Origin of the sequence: Bartonella sp. OC68QHHN (assembly GCF_042193875.1) — a bacterium.
In the GTDB taxonomy this organism is placed as follows: domain Bacteria; phylum Pseudomonadota; class Alphaproteobacteria; order Rhizobiales; family Rhizobiaceae; genus Bartonella; species Bartonella grahamii_A.
Window position 1 is genome coordinate 30179 of the sequence record NZ_JBHIME010000078.1, and the last position, 24649, is coordinate 54827.

Consider the following 24649-nt stretch of genomic DNA (forward strand, 5'->3'; position numbering starts at 1 on the left):
CGTATCAGTCTTGTAGAAGACTTTAAACCCTTCATGTTTAAATCAACAAATCATAATTGAATTATATTGCATAAAGATGCTTTTTCTCATTTTTCCATTTAACACACGATAAGGTACCATTTAGGCACCATGAGAAGCTTTCCCCTTATATTATGATTTCAGAACCACATGAGAAGAACAAAATAAGCCGTTTGGGTGTCTTAGATCAAGGATGCCGTCAGGCGCAACCTTTAAAGTGTTGCATTGATCTTAAAGAGCAAGGCTTGTTAGTCCTTTCATTAAACGCGGGTCTGATGTCATGATTTTGGAGAGCGATTATTAAGAATTTAAGAGGCAGACAGCCTCTCATTTTGATTTGTACACAAACGAAGAGCGCTCTATTTATTCAAAGAGAATAGAAGTTCATACCCAGAAGGTGCTAAGCAGAATAAGAGAGCGTCGTGACCCCACATAGCATACATGCAGCAAACAGAAGAACCCCTTCACCAATTGCTAAGAGTAATGTGTGTACCGGCCTCATCTGCTGTTGCTTCGCGGCGTTCTAAGAGGTATCCGAAAAAAAGAAAAAGCACGCTATTCCACTCGCACCTACAAAGAAGTTTAGTGCGGTATGAACCAATCCACGCATGTTGAAAAGAATAATAAAAATTATGGAAATAAACAGTCGAAATATCCCAGCTAATACCCCACGCACTATATTGCACAATTTTGGCATCATAATTGCAGAAAAGCTCTATTCTGCGTATCGATTTTTTCTTTGGTGCTTGTATTCTTAGAAGATATGCCATCCACAACTCCCCCTTTTTTAAGCCAAAATGCTATGAAGTTATTCATTTGTAATTATATCATCACAAAATACAAGAAAGATTTATTCATTTTAACGAAACAATAGGTGTTTTATTGAGATGCAAATCTATTTTCTTTCACAAGAGTTATTCAATCCGTTCGTCAATAGGAAGATTACCCCCCATTGAAGAGAAAGCTAGCCTGACACACAAAAACTTCATAAGCTGTATAGTCTAATCCACTCAGAAATCGCAACTCTCCAATTTACCCGCTTATCCACCTTTGAAACTGCAATAAAATAGATTCTGCTGATGACAATCAATGATAACATGAAAAAGAAAAAAATATCATAATATTAAACTCTTCAATACAGTATGAGCTTTATGATTTGCACTCAAAAAGTAAGTGCCACCTCATAAACTACAACACACTAAGATGCTGCGCATTCACAAATTTCCTTTAAAGCACCATCCCCCCTTCCCGAAATCCCACCTCTCCCGCAATCTTATCTCTCGATAGCACCCATTAAAGACTTTTGAAATGTCCAAGGAGAAAACTCTCTGAGAAAGCTTTCAAGCCTAAAACGCCCCCGCCATTTTTATCATGATGAGGGCACCAAAAATCACGCAGAAACATACAAAATCTCCCCGCATTTAGGTATAGGACTTGTGCTTCAAGCGCACGCTTTTTCTTGTTCTTTTGCCCATTTTCCCAAAGCCGCAAGATGGTTCATCCGAGCCCGATGACTAAATGCCTTCTGTGCAACAGGAATATTCTCATCTTTTCCAGCCCATGCTTTTAAGGCAGCTGCTTGCAATGCTCGTCCATAGGAAAAGGTCAATTTCCAAGGCAATGCGCCCAAAGAATTCATGGCAGATAAATGCGCCGTTGCTTCCTGATCAGACTGCCCTCCAGAAAGAAAAGCAATCCCTGGAACAGCGGCAGGAACAGTCTGTTTAAGCACGCAAACGGTCTTTTCAGCAACTTCTTCAACACCAGCCTTGCGGGCATCCTTTCCATCAATCACCATATTGGGCTTTAAAATCATCCCCTCCAAAAGAACACGAGCTTCAAACAATTCTTTAAAGACGGACTGCAAAACAGTGCGTGTCACCTCAAAGCAACGTGTAATGGAATGCCCACACGATGGTCCATCCATCAACACTTCCGGCTCAACAATGGGCACAATATTGAACTCCTGACACAAAGCAGCATAGCGTGCAAGAGCTTGTGCATTTTGTCTGATAGCTCCTCTTGTTGGCAAAGCGTGTTCATCAATAGCAATTACCGCACGCCATTTAGAAAAACGTGCTCCCAAAGCATAATAGTCTTTTAGCCGCTCACGAAGACCATCCAACCCTTCGGTAATTGTCTCTTGAGGGAAAGCAGCCAAGGGTTTTGCACCGGTATCAACTTTAATCCCTGGCAAAGCGCCTGCATCCCGAATAAGATCCGTCAACATTTTCCCAGTTGATGCTTTTTGCCGAATGGTTTCATCAAATAAAATAACCCCTGAGATGGCATTTTCCATTGCTTCTTTTGTACTAAAAAGCATTTCACGATAAGCACAGCGCCTATTTTCATTGGATTCAATACCAATGCTTTCAAAACGCTTTCCAATGGTCGCCGTACTTTCATCTGCCGCCAAAATACCTTTACCCGCATGCACCAAAGCAAGTGCAATATCTTCAAGCCGTTCATTCATAAAAAATTCCTCTTTATTTTGTCTTAAAACTTCCAAAAGTGCGCAACACGTTAAACACAGCCTACACAACGACACACAGCTCTTTTTTAAGCTGCTCTTTCAATAAACTCTTTAAACCTGCATAAGGGCAAGAATGCCAGGCAGAACCTTACCTTCCATCCATTCTAAAAAAGCCCCTCCAGCAGTCGAGAGATAAGTAAAATCATTGGCAACACCGGCATGATTAAGAGCAAAAACTGTATCGCCTCCTCCCGCAATTGAAACCAACTTTCCCGCCAAACTACGTTCTGCTACATGGCATGCAACTGCAATGGTTCCCTTATCAAAAGGAGACATCTCAAAAACACCAAGGGGTCCATTCCACACAAGAGTAGCAGCTTTATCTATCACGGTATTGATATGCGCAATAGAGCGCGTCCCAATATCCAATATCATGCCATCTTGTGGAATATCTTCAATGTCATAAAGACGATGCGGTGCATCTTTTTCAAAGCGAAATCCAACGACAACATCCACAGGGAGAAGAAGCGTACATTGACACTCTTGGGCTTTTTTAATAATTTTTCTTACCGTTTCCATCAATGCATGTTCACACAGTGATTTCCCTACATGGATACCTTGCGCTGCTAAAAAACTGTTAGCCATCCCCCCACCAATAATCAAGGAGTCAACTTTTTCCACCAAATGATTGAGCACAAAAAGCTTACTGGAAACTTTCGCTCCTCCCACAATGGCAACCACAGGATGTGTTGGATTACCAAGTCCTTTTTCTAACGCCTGCATTTCACCTTGCAAAGAGCGCCCTGCATAAGAAGGCAATAAATGCGTTATTCCCTCCACCGAAGCATGGGCACGATGAGAAACTGAAAAAGCATCATTAACATAGAGATCCCCATTATGAGCTAAAGCTTCCGCAAAAGAACAATCATTCTTTTCTTCACCAGCATAAAAACGTACATTTTCAAGCAGTAAAACACTACCATTTTGTAATGACTCAACCGCAACCTGCACCACCGAACCAATACAGTCAGGAGCAAAAGAAACAGGCTGATTAATGATCTTTTCCAGCACTTGCACAACAGGACGGAGTGAAAACTCTGGCTCTACCTTTCCTTTGGGGCGACCACAATGAGAAAGCAGAATAACTTTAGCACCACGCTTTTGTAGCTCAACGAGTGTCTCTTTATGTCGCTCTAAGCGCGTCGTATCACAGACCTTGCCCTGCGCCATTGGCACATTAAAATCCACCCGCACAAGAACGCGTTTCCCAGTGACATCAACATCATCAAGTGTACGAAACCCCATCACCGCTTCCTCTTCACTTTCCATTGTTTCAAATAAAAACGCATCCAACAACCCTGCCCACTTTTCTTTCCACTTATCACCCTCTTTGCTTTTACAAGAGATCCACGACAGCCTATCTCTCACCTTCTGCTTGAAAAGCCAAATCTTTCATCGTCAAATGTACAAAAGCCCACCATTGCTCTTAATCTTCATATCCCATTGTGACAAACAAATGCATTAACTCAACTTGATCTCTATTAAAGCTTCCTTTTACTTCTAGGCAAAAGAGTTTACATCACCTGTTTTCTGACGTTTTCTCAAAGGGTATCTCGTTCAAATATTCCTTTTTCAAAATTTACTCTTTCATGCAGCTTTTAAAAGCACATATTGACCCAGTATTAAAACAAAATACATCATCAATTTTTCATAGTCTCTTCTCTCTAGCGCATGAGAACAACAGCCTCTATCTGTTTTTCTCAAAATTGTACAAAAATGAGACTTTTTCCTATAAAAAGAGGACCCTGAGGTCCTCTTATATTGTCTTAGCAAAAGCCACAGCCGTATCACTCATACGGTTAGAAAAGCCCCATTCATTATCATACCAAACCAGAACACGACAGAGCTTACCATCAATCACTTTGGTTTGATCATTGTGGAAAATAGCTGAATGAGGATTATGATTAAAATCACAACTCACGAGTTTTTCTTCTGTATAATCCAAAACGCCCTTCAAAGAACCTTGTGCAGCAGTAGCAATGGCTGTATTAATTTCTTCGATTGTTGTGGAACGCTTAGCGGTAAATGTCAAATCAACCACAGAAACATTAGGGGTCGGAACACGAATCGATACACCATCAAGCAATCCCTTTAATTCTGGCAAAACCAACCCCACAGCTTTTGCCGCCCCTGTTGAGGTAGGAATCATAGAAAGAGCTGCCGCACGTGCACGATAAAGGTCACGATGCATTGTATCCAACACAGGTTGATCACCCGTATAAGAATGGATTGTTGTCATGAAGCCCTTTTCAATGCCCACCGTGTTGTGCAAGACTTGTGCAACAGGCGCCAAACAATTGGTTGTACAAGAAGCATTTGAAACAACGCGATGCTCGCTGCTTAAAGATTGATGATTAACCCCATAGACGACCGTAAGATCTGCACCTTCAGAAGGCGCAGAAACAAGAACACGCTTTGCCCCCGCATCTAAATGAACACTTGCTTTATCACGCGCAGTAAAAATGCCCGTACATTCCAAAGCAATATCGATATCCAAATCTTTCCAAGGCAATTGAGCAGGATCTCGCTCTGCGCACACCTTTATTAACCTGCCCCCCACATCAATGGCATCCCCTACCACCTTAACGGTTCCAGGGAAACGCCCATGAACTGAATCATAGCGTAATAAATGGGCATTTGTTTCCACCGATCCCAAATCATTAATTGCGACCACTTCAATATCTTGTCGTCCACTTTCCACAAGTGCACGTAAAATATTGCGACCAATACGACCAAACCCATTAATTGCAACACGAACTGTCATTTCACATGTTTCCTCATCAATTTTTTTAAGCACAACATTTAAAACACAATAAATGGGTATTTCAGCAATCCCAAATCATTAATTCCCACAATGTCAATATCTTGATCACTCACTCACTTATCCACAATAATGCACAAAATCATCTACAACACTGCACAGAATATGATGCACTACAGCCACCTCATTCATGACAACAGAAGCTGTCATTTTGTCTTTTCCTCTTTGATCTTTCCACGCTCTTTTTCAACGGTGGCGACCACATTCTCACAAGTAATACCGAAATGCGTATAAAGGGCATCAATTGTTCCACTTGCCCCAAAGCCCTCCATACCAATAAACACACCATCACAGCCAATAAAACGGTCCCATCCTTGCCGGATGGCAGCTTCAATGGCAATTTTAATCGGCGCATCTCCAATGAGAGCACGCTGATAGGAGCAAGACTGTTGAGAAAAGAGTTCAAAACAAGGCACAGAAACCACACGCGTTGGGATGCCTTTTTCTTCTAAGACTTGATGCGCTTTTACTGCAATTTGCAATTCTGAACCAGAAGCAAACAGCGTCACTTGTGCATCATCGCTAGCTGTTAGAAATTCATAAGCACCGAGCATACAGAGATTTTCTTCTTCATACTCTTGACGCAAAAGCGGTAGATTTTGTCGACTCAAAGCCAAAGTAGAAGGCGTCCCGCGTGCTTTCAAAGCCAATTGCCAACACTCGACTGTCTCCATAGCATCAGCAGGGCGGAACACAAGATGATTAGGCATTGCGCGCAAGGAAGACAAATGCTCCACGGGTTGATGGGTCGGACCATCCTCACCAAGACCAATGGAATCATGAGTCATGACATAAATCACCCGCAATCCCATCAAAGAAGAGAGCCGCATAGCAGGACGCATATAGTCAGAAAAGCATAAAAAGGTTCCCCCATAAGGAATAAAGCCGCCATAAAGGGCAAGACCATTCATCACAGCTCCCATTGCATGTTCGCGAATTCCATAATGCAGATAGCGCCCTGAAAAATCTTTAGGAAAGATACTTTTCATCTGACTGCTTTTTGTATTATTAGATCCGGTTAAATCAGCCGAACCACCAATGGTCTCAGTAACGACTCCATTGATAACTTCAAGAGCCATTTCCGAAGCTTTACGCGTAGCAACAACGGGACGCTCTTCAACCAATTTCTGTTTATAAGTATCAATAACGCCATCAAATCCGCCCACGAGATCGCCGCGCATCAATCTTTCAAACTCCACACGTTCTGAGACAGGAAGATCAGCAAATTTTTCTTCCCATTTTTGGCGTTTTTTAGCAGCATTGAGACTAGCCAAGCGCCAATTATCGAGAATATTGGCTGGAATAACGAAAGGCTCAGCATCCCACCCTAAAGCGATACGGGTTTCAGCGATTTCTCGTGCACCTAAAGGAGCTCCATGAACTTTATTAGTCCCCGCTTTATTTGGTGCTCCAAAACCAATTGTTGTTTTACAAGCGATCAAAGTTGGTTTATCAGAATTTTGTGCTGCCTCAATAGCCCGTGCAATTGCTGCTTGATCATGCCCATTGACTTTATGTGTATCCCAACCAGAAGCTTTAAAACGTGCAATCTGATCTGTACTGTCAGCAAGTGAAATCTCTCCATCGATAGAAATATTATTATCGTCCCACAACACAATAAGCTTATTGAGTTTCAAATGACCAGCAAGAGAAAGTGCTTCTTGAGAAATCCCTTCCATAAGGCATCCATCGCCCACCAACGCGTAAGTGTAATGGTTGATAAGATCACCAAAACGGGCATTTTGCAAACGCTCACCAAGAGCCATCCCCACGGCATTAGCCAACCCTTGTCCAAGTGGTCCAGTGGTTGTTTCGATTCCCGCCACATGCCCATATTCCGGATGCCCAGCAAGCTTTGCCCCTAATTGGCGAAAATTTTTGAGATCCTCAAGAGAGAAATCTTCATAACCAGAAAGATACAAGAGAGCATAAAGCAACATAGACCCATGTCCTGCTGATAACACAAAACGATCACGGTTAGGCCAGCGAGGATTTTTAGGATCATGAGCCAGGAATTGTGTATAAAGAACCGTAGCAATATCGGCTGCCCCCATTGGCAAGCCCGGATGACCAGAATTTGCTTTTTCAATCGCATCAATAGCAAGAAAACGGATAGCATTGGCCATCTGATTCTGTTGGTGGGTGTTTGTCATGGATAATCGACCATTTCGTTAAATACGTTATTCTGTTGTTTTTTATGTATTCTCTTAAAATTCTCAAGAAATACTATTTTTCAACCATTAGCGTGAAACTTTTTGCCACCACTTCAATAACATTAATAACATTCCCCTCACGCGTCCTGTATATCCATGTCATTTATGCCAATACGCGCAAAAAATCCAGCTTTTAATTTATATCTATCCCCTGCTTTGCTTGCTAAAATATCCTACATACTTAAAAATAAAATGCACACAATACAAGAGTGAAAGTGATTCGTTTTTGCATAACACATTGATAAAGGATACAATTACCCAAAGGATAAAAGCAATGAACCAAGAAACTACGGTTCTACAAGATGCTCTAGAACACCTAGAAAAAGCACTTAGAACTTTAGAGATCACCATAGTAAACCGCAATGCCGTTATTGATAAAAATAACGAATGGGAAGAAGAAATTCAACGAATGAATGCTGACCGCAGCCATCTTGCCCAAGCGCTTGACAAAGCTGAAGCCCAAATTGAACGCTTAGAGTCCGTAAATAAAGAAGTTTCCAAACGTCTTATTAAAGCAATGGAAACAATTCGTGTTGTCATTGATAGATAAAGGTTTGAATGTATGGAAACTGTTTCCGTTACCATTGATGGTAAAATTTATCGCATGGCTTGTGATAAAGGACAAGAACGTCGTCTTATTGCGCTTGCTGCTCAGTTGGATCAATATATCACACATTTAAAGAACAATTTTGGTGAAATTGGAGACCATCGTTTATCGGTTATGGCTGGCATAATGATTATCGATGAAATGGAAGAAATAAAACGAGAAAATAAAAAATTACAAGAAGACTACGATGCTCTTTTACGACTCCACAACGAAAGAGACCGCACCATGGGGAAAATTATGCGTGACACTACACAACGCATTGAAAATCTCACCAACCAATTGCTCAAAGATGAACAAAACCGCACAAACATTCAAGAACAAGAACAGGAACAGGAACAGGAACAGGAACAGGAAGATTTCTAAAAGTACATCAGCGCGTAATAAACCCGTGGTTTGCCTTGTCCGACACACCTCATAGGATAAAAATTCTTAAACCCACACCCGTCTGTAAATAGTCCGGTTTTTTATAGAGAAGATTCCAGCTACTCACTACTTATGGAATTAAATTAAAACTCAACAAGAAAGTCCTACCCTGAATCTTTCACCTCCGCACAAACACTTCCTATATCAAGGAGGCAACCTTATATCACCACACTTCAAATGAGATGTCTTTTAACAGCGCAACAAGATAACAAAACCAACATCATTGTAAAAATGATCATATAAATGACAACAGAAACAAACAAATAAAACATCCTCCAAGAACAAGAACTATATTGATGTTCCCTATAGCTGCATACCAAAAGTCCTTGCCCCTAGATAATATCAAGTAGATTCAATATATATTTAAAAAATAACCTTATCTATTATACCGGAAAACACCGCCATTTGATAATATAAGCACCATGGAGTCTTTGCACCTGAAATATCCATCAGATGGAACTCACCGAGGAGCACCGTATCGTTTATAAACCAGTGTTAATGAAGTATTTTCATCATTTAGAGCAGGAAAAAAGCCAAACCCGAAGATTATGTTAATCTGAGACAACTTCAAACATCATAAACTACAATAATAGCTCTTGAAAACATTCTCTACCGACATTTTTATCCTTATAACAAACAATCCATCCATATTTCTCTCCCCAGATCTCAAAGCCTTCAAGCGTAATAAAAGAGCAAACCGGCACCATCATTATAACCAGCCTCCAATATTGCAACAGCCTCCTTGGCTCTTAAAACGATTCATAAGAAGTACGCCTTTCTTATACAGTTTTTACCTACAAGCCCCCCACCTGTGACGTACAAGCAAATAGTTATGATTGACAAAATCATAAACAAATTTAAAATAAGAGAGCCTTACGGTATTCGGGGTTTTAATTCAATATAAAGAACGCTATATTATCATTATAAATCAATATGTTGCAAATGCGCTGACAAAGCATATTCTTAAAACACATTCACCCAACACTTTTTTCATGACATACCAGCATGACTTTTTAGGCACATAATTTTAATTTTATTCAATTCTGTTTGCAAAAGTTTAAAATGAGAAAAATTTCAAGGCTCTCATTAAAAAGCAAAAGAATGAACTCTCATTATCAATAAACATCTCGCTCGTATAAACATCAACAAAGCAATCCCCAATATGTCTCAATGAAATAAAAGGGGTTCTCCCATTAAATGCCCTACCATAAAAGCAGCTTCCTCAGAACTAAAACAAAATCAACAGACAATATCACCGCATCTGCTCCCATCCCCAAACCGGACGACTTAACGCAACACCTTGCTATCTTACGATGGGAGATAAAAGAATAATGGGTCTATGGAGGCATTCACAAGAAGCGCACACCTATTGTTTTTAAAAGCTGTTCAAAGGCGCATGTAAAAACACTATACGTATATGGCTCAAATCCCTTTCGTTCCATCTTGGGAGACAGAAGCAATACGCAAGAGATTTGTCGCACCAGGCGTTCCCAGGGGAACACCAGCTGTCACAAGGAAGCGATCTCCCCCTTTGCAAAAACCTTCCTGAAATGCAATGGCTGCTGCACGATCAACCATATCCTCTAAATTCCGTGCATCCTCGGTCACTACACAATGAAGCCCCCAGACTAAAGCTAAACGCCGTGCTGTTTCCACAATGGGAGATAAAGCAATAATCGGTCTATTGGGACGTTCACGAGAGGCACGCACCCCCGTTTTTCCTGAAGCCGTATAGGCAACAATAGCTGCTAATGCAAGTGTTTCAGCAATCTGACGCGCTGCAAGAGAAATCGCATCTGTTCCTGTTGATTCTGGTGCTGGATGTTGTGCCCCAACCTGAGCTGCATAAGTGTGATCTTGTTCGATTTGCCGCGCGATTCGATCCATCATAAGCACGGCTTCTTCAGGATAACGACCAGAAGCAGATTCAGCAGACAACATCACCGCATCTGTTCCTGCATAAACTGCCGTAGCAACATCCGACACTTCTGCGCGTGTCGGAACAGGAGATGTGATCATTGATTCGAGCATTTGTGTTGCTACCACCACAGGCTTTCCTGCTAAACGACAAGCTTTTATGAGCTCCATCTGAAGTGCAGGGACTCTTTCCAAAGGCATTTCCACTCCAAGATCACCCCGTGCAATCATAATACCATCGGATACATCAATAATTTTCTCTATATGCTCTAAGGCTTGAGGCTTTTCGATTTTAGCCATCAAAGACACCTTGCTTTTCGTCAACCGACGCACCGCCATAATATCTTCTGGACGTTGAATAAAAGAAAGAGCAACCCAATCAACAGGCTGCTGTAAAAGAGCCTGAAGATCCTCCTTATCTTTTGACGTCATCGAATCAAAAGGCAAAATTGTATCGGGAAAACTGACACCCTTTCGATCAGAAATACGGGTTCCAGCAACCACGCGACACTGTACAGAATGACCATCACAAACTTGCGCACGCAGTTCCAGTTTTCCATCATCAATCAACAACCGATCCCCTGGTTTAACAGCCGAAAATACATCCTCATGAGGAAAAAAAACACGCTGTGCATCACCAAGAACATCGCGATTATCTAACGTAAAGCTTTGCCCAACACGCAAATCTTCTTGACCCTTAGTAAAACGACCCACACGCAGTTTTGGCCCCTGAAGATCCACTAAAATACCAATGGGTCGCCGAACTGTTTTTTCAACTTCTCGTATAGACTTGACCCAATTACCCATCATATCACGATCAGTATGGCTCATATTAAGACGAAAAACGTCTGCTCCTGCCCTAAAAAGCTTCTCAATCATCAAACGAGAAAAAGAAGAAGGACCAAGAGTCGCAATAATTTTCACTTTACGTGCACGTTTCACGGTGGAGAATTTCCTGAAAGAGAAGGTATAACTGAATTGTTTAACAAAGACTCATCCGTCAACTGTACCATCCAACTGGTTTGATTTCCGGTATCGATTTCTTTAAATTCAGCCTTTTGATATCCTCGAGGGAAACAATCATGAACCCCTTGAATGGTAAATTGGCTATCTTGCACACACATGGTTACAGAGCCTGCCCAGTTCCCTTTTTTTTGTGCCCCTTCCGCATAAAAATAATAAAACCGTGAAGCAAGAGGCCCCTCAATTAAGGTTTTACACTCTGTCACTGGTACCGTCCACCAGCCTTCGCTCACCCACCCTGAAAATGTACGATATCCAAGAGCAACCCCTACAGACTGTTGGGTTGTATTACAAACCCTAAAATCAGCTTTTGCAAAAACAACAAGAGGAAACAAGAGCAAAATGCTCAAGAGAAAAACCTTTAACCCTTTATGAAACACCCAATATCGTTTTTTTAAAATCACAAAACTTCCTCTATAATGTCAAGCTCTCAAAACAAATGACACATTTCTTTTTTCAAAAGCTTTTCAAGTCTAAAATGTCTATTTTTATATTTTTCTTTTTATAGCCCTTTTATCAATGCATATATCTTAAAAATTTTACAAAATATTTAAAGTCAATTTGTAAAAAAACTGTGTAGCTTGATTTGCTTTTTGTTTTTCAAGCTTTTTCAACATAAATTCGTCGTCGAAAAACAACTTAAAATATATAACTTGGAGAAAAATACAATGAACGATACAGTAACCGATCAAACACACGCTATATCCGTAAATCAATTACGCTCTTTTATCGAACGTATTGAACGACTAGAAGAAGAGAAAAAAACCATTTCTGATGATATTAAAGACGTTTACACTGAACTTAAAGGCTCTGGTTTTGATAGCAAAGCTGTTCGGAGCATTATACGGTTGCGTAAAAAAGAAGAGCATGAACGAATAGAAGAAGAAGCAATCATTGAGCTTTATAAAAATGCACTTGGTATGAATTAAAACCATTGATAACATTGGAAATTTTCTTACGAAAAGAAAATACAAAAAAACAAATGAATGTATAAAAATTTCATCCAACAATAAGCAGTTTGTATAACTTGTAACAAGACTATCGGTCACAGAATACACAATATTGCAACAGCCCTCACATTTAAAAGGATTTATACAGAGCATTTTTATCCACACAAACTCTCACTTGTACGTCAATCCATTTTATGATGTGCAAGAGAGATGATTTTTATGATTAAACATCAATAGATTTGAAATGAAAAAGTCTTACGATATTTAGGACTCTCTTCCTTCAAATTGAAAAAATGAATGATGATGATAAATCAATTCATTATCTACGAAAAGAAACATATAGAGTGGGTCAGCAGTTGAAATCCGCTAAACAAGATTCTGAACTATTTACAAAAAAAGACGTGGTTAAGAATTTTCGTCTTTTAGGATAGGGAGAAATTCAGCATATTTACACATTTGATAAAAAGCCCCTTAACAGAACTTTATTCGAACCTATTGACGGACTCATACAGATCTTTGATTCGAGAGGTTAGAAAGTGATCTCTCCATTTTCCAGAAATCATCAAATAGTCTTTGGCATAGCCTTCTTTTTCAAAATGAAGGCGCTTTAATAAAAATCCGCTTTTTATGTTCACAGGTCTATAATTTGCCATCACTCTATACAGATGATAGACATGAAAGATATGCCGTATTAGAGCCGATAAACTCTCAAACATGAGATCTTTGCCTTTTTGTTTTTCCTCAAGAGAAAAACCAAGATGACAAGCTTGAAAAACACCCCGAACCACATTTGTAAAATTCACAATACCAATGACTGTGTTTTCATTTTTTAATCGTACGGCATATCGCTATGCTTGTCCTTGTGCACTCTCATAAGCAAATGCATTAGCTCGTATTTCCCAAGCTGTTAGGCTGTGGTAACCATCAGATCTTAACAGTTCAAAAGAACGAAGATGATTCGCATTACGGAGGTAATAAGAAGACAGTTCAACTGAATCTTCTAAACTGATCAATGTGGAAATTGTGCGCTTTGTTTTAATTGCCATCATTTTCTCCTCCTAAAAACGTTACAATAACACGTTGATTTATCTAACAAATCATCATTTTTAAACTTAAATCATAACGTCGAATACAGTAAGCTTTCTTCATCACAACACCTCTCACGTTAGTATCAATCAGGATTATTTGCTTTTCCGTCATAAGCGAGGTTGGTGTATTTATGGTATAAGGTAAAGACAAGGGAATGTTTCTTATGAATGCTCTCAAGTTCCAAGGGGCTGTAGCAGCATTGGGGACTGGCGTACTTCCATATACGAAATTTTGAAAAAACTCACAGCAAAGAAACAAAACTATCTTTGCCTTGTAAGCTCAGAGCATGCTTGTTTTGCGCTATCATATCACTGCTCCCGTATACAAAACCCAATAAACCTCATCTTAAGGTGCTATATTACAATGCGATCTAAAAAGTTTCTGCCATGACTCATCAACAACATTGTTCCCGAAAATCAGCCATAAGATCTTGTAACAAATCCAAGAAAACGTGATAATGCGATACAAATCTCTTAAAATGTTTTAGATATTACTGTGAACACGCTTCCATTTCTTCGCGTAAAATTTCAAGTTCTAACCATTCTTCTTCTTTTTGTGTGCAAATATTTTTCTTTTTTTCCAACGCTGTTGATAAACGCTCAAAACGCTCTTTATCACTGCGATAAAGGGCTGGATCAGAGAGCTCTTGTTCAATTTTTTTGATTTCATTTTGCAAAATAGCAATTTCTTCAGGCAATCTTTCCAATGCATAAACCTGCTTATAAGACAATTTACCTCGTGTTTTTTTCTCCCGCACTATCAAGCTATGATCTGTTGATGAGTCCTGCTTTGAAAGCTCTCCCGTATGAGATTTTGAAGATGCTTTACGCTGTGATAATTCTGTTTTTTTGCGTTGTAAACTCAGAGCTTGCTGATTTTGCGCCATCATATCACTATAGCCGCCCGCATATAAAACCCAATGACCATCACCTTGAGGTGCCAACATATGCGTTACAGTACGATCTAAAAAGTCTCTGTCATGGCTGACCAACAATACTGTTCCCGCAAAATCAGCAATAAATTCTTGCAACAAATCCAAAGTTTCCATATCCAAATCATTGGTCGGTTCGTCAAGAATCAAAAAGTTTGCAGGACGTGAAAGAAGTCGTGCAAGCATGAGGCGCGCTCTTTCTCCCCCTGAAAATTCTTTAAGGGGAGTGCGTGCTTGTTCAGGCAAAAATAAAAAGTCTTTCATATAAGAAACCACATGCCGCTCCAACCCATTGATCACAAGAGTATCACCTCTTCCTCCCGTTAAATAATGCGCTAAAGTTTCTTCTTCATTTAAAATACGTTGCTGATCAAGCAATGCCATAGAGAGGTTATAGCCATGCCTCACCGTTCCACTATCCACGGCTTCTTGCCCAATTAATGCAGAAAGGAGCGTTGTCTTTCCGATACCATTGGGTCCTACCAAACCGATTCGATCACCACGCTGAATGCGCAAAGAGAAATCTTTCACGATAATGCGATCACCATAGGATTTTGAAATTTTCTTTGCTTCAAGCACCAATTGCCCAGAATCATGACTTTTCGCTGCTGTCAAAAGTGCATTTCCCGGCTGCCCTTTATAGGTTTGATGACGCTGTCTTAAGTTTTTTAATTCCCCCAAGCGCCGTACATTACGCTTACGCCGTGCGCTCACGCCATAACGCAACCATTGCTCTTCACGCGCAATTTGGCGCCCCAATTTATGCTGCTCGATGGCTTCTTCTTGTAACGCCTTATCACGCCAACTTTCAAATTCTGAAAAACGCTTTTCCAGTCTTTTAGTTGTGCCACGATCAAGCCACACCGTTGACCGTGTAACATTTTCTAAAAATCGCCGATCATGGGAAATCACCACAATTGCTGAACGCAAAGAAGACAAAACAGCTTCCAGCCATTCAATGGTTGGTAAATCAAGATGATTGGTTGGTTCATCTAAGAACAAAATATCGGGTTTTGCAGCAATGGCCCGTAACAATGAAACACGCCGCTTTTCGCCTCCCGAAAGCGTTTCCAATTTTTCCGCCCCCGAAAACCCTAAATTTGTGCGAAGCGTATTGATCCACTGGACATCAGATGTATCGTCCAGCTCCGCTTCCACATAAGCGTTAATATCTTCAAATCCTGAACAATCCGGATTTTGTGAGACATAACGGAGCGTCACTCGCGGGTGACGAAAAATTTCGCCACCATGAGGCTCTAATATCCCTGCGGCAATTTTTAACAGAGTCGATTTTCCACAACCATTACGGCCGACCAGCGCAATACGCGCCCCTTGCTCAATCGATAAACAAGCTTGATTGAGCAAAGGCGTTTTTCCAAAATTTAAGAAAATGCGGTCAAGCCGCAGGAGCGGCACCGCCATTAACGAACGTAGTGCGGACAAGGTGCTTTATACATCACCCCTCTTCCATCACGGTAAGAACACAATTGTCGTACAGGGGCTCTTTGTGCGCAAGGTGCTTGGTAAACATGCCCTCTATGACCACGATACGTGCACAATTGTGATGCCTGTCTTTGTTGTTTTCTTTGATTTGCAGCCGCGCCTGTTACTGTTCCAGCCAAAGCACCAAATGCTGCACCGGTAAGTGCTGCTCCAGGAGTACTTCCAGCAATGGCAGTTCCAGCCAAAGCACCGATTGCTGCTCCTCCTACGCCGTAACGTGCAACGCGTTCATCGTTTGTGGTGCAAGCAACTGAACTGAAACCAATGGCTGAAACAACTGCCACTTTAAAAATTGATTTTAACATATCAAAACCTTTCCTTCTCAAGATCAATACATAATATATCGTTTATGTCGGCACTTAATCACTAGGCCCCCCCCTGCCTTATTCAAAATATATTGGAAGAGCTTTATGGAATAGGCACAGACGCTAACAATATAGCTTTTCCAGAACCTAAATGGCAAGAAAAGGTTCCACAAATACGGTTAGAAAGTGTTAAAGAAGAGCCAAACGACACATTTTTGTCACAAATTGGCCATTTTACCCCTTTAAGAGTTAAGCCTTTTAAATCAGAAAAACCGATAATACTAAATAAACATCCCTTAGGCAAATCATATGAACAAGGTTTTGACAAAACCGGCCATCCTTCTTCCAAACCACTTGTCAACAACACTGAAATGCCCCCTTCAGCCAGCACCAATGCTTGCGTCATATGAGAAAGGCTATGATCACTTCTTTCACCTCCCAAAGCACCGCACAAAATAATCTTTTTAGCACCATTTTGCAGCGCTCTTTCACAAGCCAGAGCACTATCTGTCATATCTTTATCAGAGGGAAAAACCTCACACGGAACATGACTATATTTGCGTATTAAATTCTCATCCGATGAATCAAAATCGCCTAACCACAACTCAGGCGACACATTAAGCGCTGCCGCATGACGCATACCACCATCAGCAGCAATTACCCGACTGTTTTGAATTTGATTAAGCAAGCGATCAGTGATACAAATATCTCCATTTAACAATATCGTAAATGTTGTCATGCCATACTTTGCCTTTCACAAAATTTCCTTTATAGCGCACCCTTTTATAGGTGAGAGTCATTTTTTATAAACAAAAAGCGTGATATAGCCAAACGAATCCTTATCCCTAATGACTCTCTTGAAGAAACATACGATACAAAGATACAAATGCAATTTGCCAAATTACTCCGCAGAAACAATGTGCACCATGGTCCAACGCACCCCATTTTTCAACGCAATTTTCTTTTTCGCTCGCGCCTATATAAAGCAACTTTCATAAGTTTAACGTTTCTCCTTTCGGCTTGTCATACGCCCCTCTCTCAAAATGATAGGCTTTCTTCCACTTCTTCTAAAACAATCAAACATACCAACAATCACAATATCTATGTCACATTAAGCGTTCTGCAACACCCACGTATTTTGCAAATGTATGGTGGCGCTTATTATGATGCAAAACTTGAACACCTTTTAGCAAAGATTGTCGGTAAACTGACAGTTTCATCACATAGTTCTCATCAAAGCTATTCTGTAACAATTTTAAACTCAGAGAGTGTTAACGCATTTGCGCTCCCCAATGGCGCGATCTACATCACTCGTGGTATGCTGGCATTAGCCAATGATTCTTCAGAAGTTGCAGCCATTTTAGCCCATGAGATAGCACATATCAGAGCCAATCATGGTATTTTACGCCTGCAAAAAGAAGCTCAATTAAAGATGACAAATCACATATCTTCACGTCTTCTTTCTTCTATTGGCAAAAAACTTCATAACCCTATGCAAAACAAGCAACAACTTGCGCAATTTTCCCGCAATCAAGAGCTGGAAGCTGATTCCCTAGCACTCGAAATGCTCCAACAAGCAGGATATGATCCATTTGCTTCACCGCGCTTTCTTCAAACAATGGAAGCCTATAGTGCTTTGCGTAATATCTCCGACACCAAAAATGCCTCTCTAGATTTTCTAGCCTCTCACCCAACAACCCCTCAACGCATTCAGCTTGCGATAGAAAAAGCGCGTAAAATCAGTAAAGGGAATAGTAAAACAACCGATCGCGATTCTTTTCTCAAAAGCATTGATGGCATGATTTTTGGAGGAGGCTTTTATACAGGTTTTATACGAGGCAACCAATTTATTCACCCACAATTGCGCATAGCTTTTTCTGTTCCAAACAATTTTACAATAGAACATTCAGCACACACTGTTTGGGCCAGTGGACCAGATAAAATTGCGATTCGTTTTGATGCCATTCCGCATCTTGCTGGAATATCTGCGAATGATTATTTGAAAAGCGGCTGGATTATCGGGCTAGACCAATCATCTATCCGCCCCATCACAATTCAGAGGCTCCCCAGTCAAGGATTCCAAAGCCAAAGCTTACTCGGAGCACGAGCCCATGCTACCAATGAGCAATGGCAATTTGATGTAGTTGTCATTCCATTCAACAACCACATCTTTCGTTTTCTGACAGCCGCTCCACATAATTCTCAAAATTTTGTAGAGGTTGCCCAAAAAACACTACAAAGCTTTCATTCTCTTTCATCTTCACAGTTAAAAAAACTAAAGCCCTTAAAAATCCGTGTTGTCCGCGTTAAACAAGGAGAAAACGTTGCAAACCTAGCCAATAAAATGCAACACACACCAGATAAAGAAAAACTCTTTCGCATCCTCAACGCCCTCTCGCCAACACAAACTTTACCCGCAGGTACAAAAGTAAAAATTATTACAGAATAAGCCTTTTTCTCATCTGCTACAGTTTTGATTCTTTTCTATCTGTATCACGCCCTCCCCCTTAAAGCATATTCAAAAATGAAGAAGGACACTTTAAAAACCAACTTCATCATACTCTCATATACCCCCCCCCTTATACTTTCTCTCTCTTCCTCCCACAAAGCCTTTCACTGCTTTATATATCGTAAGCATCTTCTGAATGAACCGTAAGGAGAGCAGAACGCAATTTCTGTAAAGCCCGAGCTTCAATTTGACGCACGCGCTCTTTCGAAATTCCTAACTTTTCCCCCAAAACTTCGAGAGTCGCACCCTCTTCATTTAAGCGACGAAAGCGAATAATTTCCAACTCCCGTTCATTGAGAATTTGCAACGCATCGTAAAGCCATTGTGTACGCCGTTGACCATCAATTACTTGCTCAATTAAAGCATCAGGAAGAGGACTATCATCCACCAAAACATCCATCTTAGCAATGGAATTATCACTGTTCTCAGAAACAGAAACACTCAAGGAATTATCAGAACTAGAAAAACGAAAATCCATCGTTTCAACATCACGCACGGAAACACCAAGCTTTTCAGCGATTGTGCGAAAAATATCCTGTTTTGACAAAGCGCTATCATCTTGTATCAGTTTTGCACGCAAACGCCGAAGATTAAAGAAAAGTGCTTTTTGCGAAGAACTAGTTCCCCCTCGAACGATTGACCAATTTCGCAAAATATAATCTTGAATAGAAGCACGTATCCACCACGTTGCATAGGTTGAAAAACGCACTTCCCGATCAGGTTCAAAACGTGCAGCTGCTTCCAATAGTCCCACATACCCTTCTTGTACCAAATCCCCCAATGGCATTTTGAAACGTTTAAAGCGGTTAGCAATAGCAATCACTAAACGCATATGAGCCGCTGCAATTTGATGCATGGCATCATCATCACGTTTGTCTTTCCACCGCAGAGCCAAATCATGCTCTTTTTGTCGTTCAAGATAAGGTGCTTGCATAGCAGAACGCATCATATTACGTCCTAAGCTTTTGTCTGCATCGCTATAATTTTTGCTGCTTTTATAAACAGCATTTGAAAGATTACCCATAATAACCCCTTGCGATTAAAATTATCAAAATTGATTTGGCAACGACATCATTGTTCTTTACTTAAAAAACTCAAAAGTTGTTCACTTCTGTACTTGCTACTTTAGCGTGTATTTTTGTAATCGCAATTGTTTTTTTTTACTGTCATGGTAAAACTTCTTGTCATAAGACACAATTTCACCTGAAAAATGCCTTTACAATATGCCTTTTAGCCTATGAAATGTTTGAAAAAACTTTCTCTTCACTTTTCATGACAAAACAGCAAAAAACAAAATGATCATGCAAAACAAATGCTGTTTTTTGATAACCGGTTCCATTTCCTTTTAAATTGAAGAATTTATTTATGCTTTCAGCTTTACAACGCAACTAATAAGTGTAATTTGCAAATATAAAGCACCCAAACTGAATGAAAACTGAATTAAAAAAGAATCATCCAAGTTTTAAAGGTGCAAAAAGAAACATCAAAAAAACGACAAGAGTGATTGAAGCAAACGCAACAAACGTGTTAAAGAAAGAGAACCATTATGAAATTGTCGCAAAAAGCTTTTGACCAATTTCGCACTGAGAAAGAAACTGATCATGGATAGCAAGATTGTTCAACAGAATGAAATTCTTCAAGATGATATTCTCATTGAAAAACACGGAAGGGGTAAATTTGAAGGTTTTCGTTTTTATGCCAACAAAAACAGTTCCGATCAAATAGCTGAGAAGCAAATTTCAACGGAGAATGAAAATTTGATTCTTGCTTTTTCCAAACGCGCAACACGCTTTTGTGCTTGTGCAAATGGAGATTTTACCCTCAGTTCTGATGGAATTGTGCGCTGGATTGGTCAACCCGTAGGGCAACTTGTGGCAACAGAAGATTTTTTCAAACCAAAGCTGATTGTTTTAGCAGATGAACAACTCACAGGAGAATCCCGCAATAACGTTGTGAAGCGATTAGAACGCTTTGTTACTTTTCATTTTGAAACGACTTTAAAACCCCTGTTTGATTTGCGCAATGCTGATAATTTAACGGATTCAACAAACAGTCTTGCTTTACAACTTTTTAATTCTTTAGGGATTTTACCACGCCGCGAAGTCTTAGACATTGTCAAAAAACTTGCGCAAGAATCACGTGCCGTACTTCGGCGTCTAGGTGTGCGTTTTGGCGCTTTTCATATCTATGTTGCCGGAATGCTTAAACCTGCCCCGGTTCAAGCCATTACTCTCCTGTGGAATCTTCAAAATGCGGGACAAGATCAAACTGGTTTGGGTGAAATTTTTTCAGCATTGTCTGCCGGTCGAACCTCTTTGATTGTTGACCCTACCTATAACCGCCAATTTTATCAATTAGCCGGCTACCGAATCCTAGGACAACGTGCTGTACGAATTGATATTTTAGAACGTCTTGCCAATCTCATCCGCCCTGCATTGCATTGGAAACAAGGGAGTGATCCCAAACCCGATGGCGCCTATGATGGCAAAAATTTTTTTGTTACACCAGCCATGATGTCCATTCTTGGGGCCAATGGAACCGATATGGAAGAAATCCTCAAAGGACTTGGTTATCAATCGTACAGCATAAGCAATACTGTTTTTGAACAAAATCTCTTTGCACACCAAGCCTCTTCCCCTGTCAATGGGACAATGCAAGATGTTCCTGCAGCAGAATGCGTTGGCAGTCAATGGAAAACAATAAGCGATTCAGCAACAACACGAGAAGAAAAAAATACCTCATACCCAAACACTTTATCCTCTGGTATTGAAAAATATCCCCATAAAACCAATCGTTTACCAGCAGCTGAGCCTGTTGGGAATTTTGCCAAATCTCCTCTCCCTACAGAAAAAGATAAAGTTATTTTATTATGGCATTATAGGCATCAATTTCATCACCACGCACAAAAAAAACGTGATAAATTAGGAAATAAATGGCAAAATAAATCGAAGAGCACTGTAAAAAAAGGGGAACACACAAATGAAAATTCCCCTCAAGAAGCACCATCACAAACAAAACGCTCTCATAAGTTCCACAAATCCCAAGGCAAACATGCAAATCATAGACCTTTTCAAAAAGAAAAGCGCCTTAATCCTGATTCACCTTTTGCGAAACTAGCTATACTACGCGATCAACTCACCAATCATAAAAACACGCACACACTTTCCTCTAAAGAGAATTAAAGTAACAAATGGAGTTTGATCTTGACCCACGTAGTAACCGACAACTGCATTCACTGCAAATATACGGATTGCGTTGAAGTCTGCCCTGTTGATTGTTTTTATGAAGGGGAAAACATGCTTGTTATTCACCCCGATGAATGCATCGATTGTGGTGTTTGTGTGCCAGAATGCCCAGCAGAAGCGATTGTCCCTGATACAGAACCAGGATTAGAAAAGTGGTTAGAACTTAATCTTCATTATGCAAACAAATGGCCTAATCTAACCACCCGAAAAGATCCTCTTACTCAAGCAAAAGAAATGGATGGCGTTCCAAATAAATTAGAAAAGTATTTTTCAGAAAATCCAGGAAGTGGCGAAGAGTAATGATACAGTGTACACCCTCCTCCTTCAACAATTGAAAGACTTCTCTTGTAAAAATAAAAAAATCCTTAAGCGAAATTATTGATTCTTTGGAAGTTTGATGTTAGTGTTATTTTAACATGATCATCTTTCTAAGTATTTTTCTTTGCTTTTTATAGTAAGACGATGTATTTTTTTTGGATTTAAAAGTACTCGGCTTTTATGCTCACTTAATTGGTACAATATACTTGGTTAAAGAAAACTCAACCCTCAGGTTTATAACCTGTTTTCCGACACATTTGTTGATCATAAAGGGAGTAAACTAAAATATGGCATCCCAACATGGAACGTCCTCCAAGACTAAAGAATTTGCAACCTCTGAATATATCGTCTACCCTACGCATGGAGTAGGACAAATTATAGCGATTGAAGATCAAGAAGTTGCAGGACATAAATTAAAACTTTTTGTCATTCATTTCGCGAAAGATAAGATGGATGTCAAAGTCCCCATTGCAAAAGCCCTTTCCGTTGGAATGCGTAAATTATCTGCTATTGATTCTGTCGAACGCGCCTTAAAAGTTTTACGCGGAAAAGCACGCGTTAAACGAACCATGTGGTCACGTCGTGCACAAGAATATGATGCTAAAATCAACTCAGGAGATCTTATTTGTATCGCCGAAGTGGTCCGTGATCTTTTCCGCTCTAATCTACAGCCTGAACAATCTTACTCTGAGCGCCAACTTTATACAGCTGCTCTTGAAAGAATGGCCCGCGAAATTGCGGTTATTAATAGTCTTTCTGAAACAGAAGCTATCAATCTCATAGAGATGCATCTCTCCAACAAGCCGGAACGCGAATTTAAAACTGAGAGAGAAGAAACAGATGAAAACAGTAAAGCTGTCTACGCTGCATAATACACTCTTTCATCATGATGAGATATTTTAATAAAACCAGCTTTTCGCTGGTTTTATTTTTTAACATCCTCTCTGCCCTTAAGAACAAAGTTTCTTAACTAGAGCCGATCTATAAACAATCTAACTTTTCAAAAAATTCCTCCTCCTCCTTTACTTGCTTCATAGATAACTAATTGATTAATCATTATAATCTAGCGTTATTCATATTAAATTAGAATCTTGAATATCGTAAGATTTCTCATTTTAAATTTCTCTCATGTTGAATCAATCAAAATCACTTGCTTTTCGGTCACAAGCGGGGCTGATCTGTGGGTAAAAATTGTAAAAAAGAGCTAGAACCGTCTCAAGTACCAAAGGATATAGCAACACTGGAATCTGGCAAAATATGTAAGGGGCGCGAGGCGTTCTTTTTTATTAAGCGTAAATATCATAGTGCCGTTTATACACTGCACCGAGACTTTCCCATTTCCCCTTCTACAAAACCATTATAACATTCAAAAACGCTGTTATAAAATGGATACAACAAATATTCCTTTTAAAAAACGCGTGACGATACAACATAAGCATAAGCGTATTTTGTCTTGGTCGCTCTATTTTGCATGAGAAGCATTCCCCCATCACAGAACGCGATAAACAAAAGTATGAACTAAACCATCATCTCCATTCTGTAAAAGGCATTCCAAATACTTTTGAAAAGTGTAAAACTAACTTAAAAAATAACAATAAAAATGAACGTTAGCATTGCCTTTTGCAACTTCATATTTTTCCAAAATGAGGTTATATTCTCATTTCAGAGATTACAAGATATACGCAATATTCTTACTCCAATTGGATACACAAAATCCAGAACGATTTACCGAACTCTAAAAGTCTCAATCTCTATTTTAAACAGACTGCTGAAGATTGGATATTGATGAACAGATAACAAAAAAATCACATACTTGGGTAAGCAACATCATAAAACCATTCATAAACCATCTATGAACTGGAGAGTCATACCGGCTTTGATAAAATACTTTGCTCAACCCCATACAGAACATATCTGGTTTTAAGTTTACTTATTTTTACAAGCTGTTCGTAACAAATCCCTTATATTCATAAAAATAAGAAAAAATATATGGACAATTCTTAGTTCAAAATATGAAAAGAAAACGTGATATTCATAGAAAAATCTCATGTGCCTTTATCATCAAAAGCACTAAAGATTATTGAATGTGTACACCTTCTGTCTTGTAACGGTTTTCTCTTTTCTGCTCATAAGAAAGCACGCTGGCATCAGCATACACTTAACCCCCAATGTTGCAACAATCCTTACATTTGAAAGTATTCATTATAGACATTTTTTCCTTTCTTATAGAGTTTTTACCCACAT

General features: G+C 39.8%; 20 protein-coding genes and 1 pseudogene. 9 read left to right on the forward strand and 12 right to left on the reverse strand.

The features are described 5' to 3' along the window. Positions 1-152 precede the first annotated feature (152 nt). Positions 153-302 (forward strand): hypothetical protein, encoded by a 150-nt coding sequence (locus ACFIJ0_RS08485; RefSeq protein ID WP_375624311.1) that lies wholly within the window; start codon positions 153-155, stop codon positions 300-302. A gap of 180 nt (positions 303-482) precedes the next feature. Here the strand turns inward: ACFIJ0_RS08485 and ACFIJ0_RS08490 are convergent, their stop codons facing one another. The 5 genes from ACFIJ0_RS08490 to tkt all read right to left on the reverse strand — a co-directional run bounded on the left by ACFIJ0_RS08490 (position 483) and on the right by tkt (position 7525). After that, on the reverse strand, positions 483-788 hold the full coding sequence (locus tag ACFIJ0_RS08490; protein WP_375624313.1) for a hypothetical protein: 306 nt from the start codon (positions 786-788) through the stop codon (positions 483-485). A gap of 671 nt (positions 789-1459) precedes the next feature. Then, a complete protein-coding gene (locus ACFIJ0_RS08495; RefSeq protein WP_375624315.1) occupies positions 1460-2491 on the reverse strand; it encodes a class I fructose-bisphosphate aldolase in 1032 nt (343 codons plus the stop codon). A 111-nt stretch (positions 2492-2602) separates the two neighbouring features. Then, positions 2603-3796: a phosphoglycerate kinase gene (locus ACFIJ0_RS08500; protein ID WP_375644043.1), complete on the reverse strand. Its 1194-nt coding sequence runs from the start codon at positions 3794-3796 to the stop codon at positions 2603-2605. Positions 3797-4307: 511 nt separating this feature from the next. After that, positions 4308-5315, reverse strand: coding sequence for a type I glyceraldehyde-3-phosphate dehydrogenase (gene gap / locus ACFIJ0_RS08505; protein ID WP_375624317.1), 1008 nt, complete (start codon positions 5313-5315; stop codon positions 4308-4310). A 203-nt stretch (positions 5316-5518) separates the two neighbouring features. After that, entirely contained in the window at positions 5519-7525 is a 2007-nt protein-coding gene (gene tkt / locus ACFIJ0_RS08510; protein WP_375624319.1) for a transketolase, read from the reverse strand. A 334-nt stretch (positions 7526-7859) separates the two neighbouring features. On the opposite strand from tkt, the gene ACFIJ0_RS08515 reads away from it, so the two are divergent. Next, positions 7860-8135 carry a DUF4164 domain-containing protein gene (locus ACFIJ0_RS08515; protein ID WP_375624320.1) on the forward strand — a complete coding sequence of 92 codons (276 nt, stop codon included), beginning with the start codon at positions 7860-7862 and terminating at the stop codon, positions 8133-8135. A gap of 12 nt (positions 8136-8147) precedes the next feature. Next, a complete protein-coding gene (locus tag ACFIJ0_RS08520) occupies positions 8148-8555 on the forward strand; it encodes a cell division protein ZapA (protein ID WP_375644034.1) in 408 nt (135 codons plus the stop codon). 1482 nt (positions 8556-10037) lie between these two features. Here ACFIJ0_RS08520 and pyk read toward each other — a convergent pair. Both pyk and ACFIJ0_RS08530 read right to left on the reverse strand, forming a co-directional pair. After that, positions 10038-11474 carry a pyruvate kinase gene (gene pyk / locus ACFIJ0_RS08525; RefSeq protein WP_375644035.1) on the reverse strand — a complete coding sequence of 479 codons (1437 nt, stop codon included), beginning with the start codon at positions 11472-11474 and terminating at the stop codon, positions 10038-10040. After that, complete coding sequence (locus ACFIJ0_RS08530) at positions 11471-11959, reverse strand: DUF1036 domain-containing protein (protein ID WP_375624328.1); 489 nt, start codon at positions 11957-11959, stop codon at positions 11471-11473. Before ACFIJ0_RS08530 ends, pyk begins: the two co-directional genes overlap by 4 nt. Before the next feature lie 264 nt (positions 11960-12223). Between ACFIJ0_RS08530 and ACFIJ0_RS08535 the strand changes: the two genes are divergently transcribed. Continuing rightward, a complete protein-coding gene (locus ACFIJ0_RS08535) occupies positions 12224-12484 on the forward strand; it encodes a DUF2312 domain-containing protein (RefSeq protein ID WP_375624330.1) in 261 nt (86 codons plus the stop codon). A 503-nt stretch (positions 12485-12987) separates the two neighbouring features. Here the strand turns inward: ACFIJ0_RS08535 and ACFIJ0_RS08540 are convergent. The 4 genes and pseudogenes from ACFIJ0_RS08540 to ACFIJ0_RS08555 form a co-directional block, all read right to left on the reverse strand. After that, a pseudogene (locus ACFIJ0_RS08540) lies at positions 12988-13551 on the reverse strand (GNAT family N-acetyltransferase). Between the two features lie 533 nt (positions 13552-14084). Next, complete coding sequence (locus ACFIJ0_RS08545; protein ID WP_375624422.1) at positions 14085-15947, reverse strand: ABC-F family ATP-binding cassette domain-containing protein; 1863 nt, start codon at positions 15945-15947, stop codon at positions 14085-14087. Then, positions 15947-16333: a hypothetical protein gene (locus tag ACFIJ0_RS08550; protein WP_375624332.1), complete on the reverse strand. Its 387-nt coding sequence runs from the start codon at positions 16331-16333 to the stop codon at positions 15947-15949. Before ACFIJ0_RS08550 ends, ACFIJ0_RS08545 begins: the two co-directional genes overlap by 1 nt. Positions 16334-16436: 103 nt before the next feature. Next, positions 16437-17072, reverse strand: a complete 636-nt coding sequence (locus ACFIJ0_RS08555; RefSeq protein ID WP_375624334.1) for a thiamine diphosphokinase — start codon at positions 17070-17072, stop codon at positions 16437-16439. Between the two features lie 147 nt (positions 17073-17219). On the opposite strand from ACFIJ0_RS08555, the gene ACFIJ0_RS08560 reads away from it, so the two are divergent. Then, positions 17220-18782, forward strand: a complete 1563-nt coding sequence (locus ACFIJ0_RS08560; RefSeq protein ID WP_375624335.1) for a M48 family metalloprotease — start codon at positions 17220-17222, stop codon at positions 18780-18782. Positions 18783-18954: 172 nt separating this feature from the next. Here ACFIJ0_RS08560 and ACFIJ0_RS08565 read toward each other — a convergent pair whose 3' ends face one another. After that, positions 18955-19866 carry an RNA polymerase factor sigma-32 gene (locus ACFIJ0_RS08565; protein WP_375624337.1) on the reverse strand — a complete coding sequence of 304 codons (912 nt, stop codon included), beginning with the start codon at positions 19864-19866 and terminating at the stop codon, positions 18955-18957. 404 nt (positions 19867-20270) lie between these two features. On the opposite strand from ACFIJ0_RS08565, the gene ACFIJ0_RS08570 reads away from it, so the two are divergent. The 4 genes from ACFIJ0_RS08570 to ACFIJ0_RS08585 all read left to right on the forward strand — a co-directional run bounded on the left by ACFIJ0_RS08570 (position 20271) and on the right by ACFIJ0_RS08585 (position 23277). After that, on the forward strand, positions 20271-20414 hold the full coding sequence (locus tag ACFIJ0_RS08570) for a hypothetical protein (RefSeq protein WP_375624339.1): 144 nt from the start codon (positions 20271-20273) through the stop codon (positions 20412-20414). Positions 20415-20443: 29 nt separating this feature from the next. After that, the gene (locus ACFIJ0_RS08575; protein WP_375624341.1) at positions 20444-22024 is read left to right on the forward strand and encodes a hypothetical protein; all 1581 of its coding nucleotides are present in this window, start codon (positions 20444-20446) and stop codon (positions 22022-22024) included. Positions 22025-22045: 21 nt separating this feature from the next. Beyond that, positions 22046-22387 carry a ferredoxin FdxA gene (gene fdxA, locus ACFIJ0_RS08580; protein ID WP_375624343.1) on the forward strand — a complete coding sequence of 114 codons (342 nt, stop codon included), beginning with the start codon at positions 22046-22048 and terminating at the stop codon, positions 22385-22387. A 305-nt stretch (positions 22388-22692) separates the two neighbouring features. Further along, positions 22693-23277 carry a CarD family transcriptional regulator gene (locus ACFIJ0_RS08585; RefSeq protein ID WP_375644036.1) on the forward strand — a complete coding sequence of 195 codons (585 nt, stop codon included), beginning with the start codon at positions 22693-22695 and terminating at the stop codon, positions 23275-23277. Positions 23278-24649: the final 1372 nt, after the last annotated feature.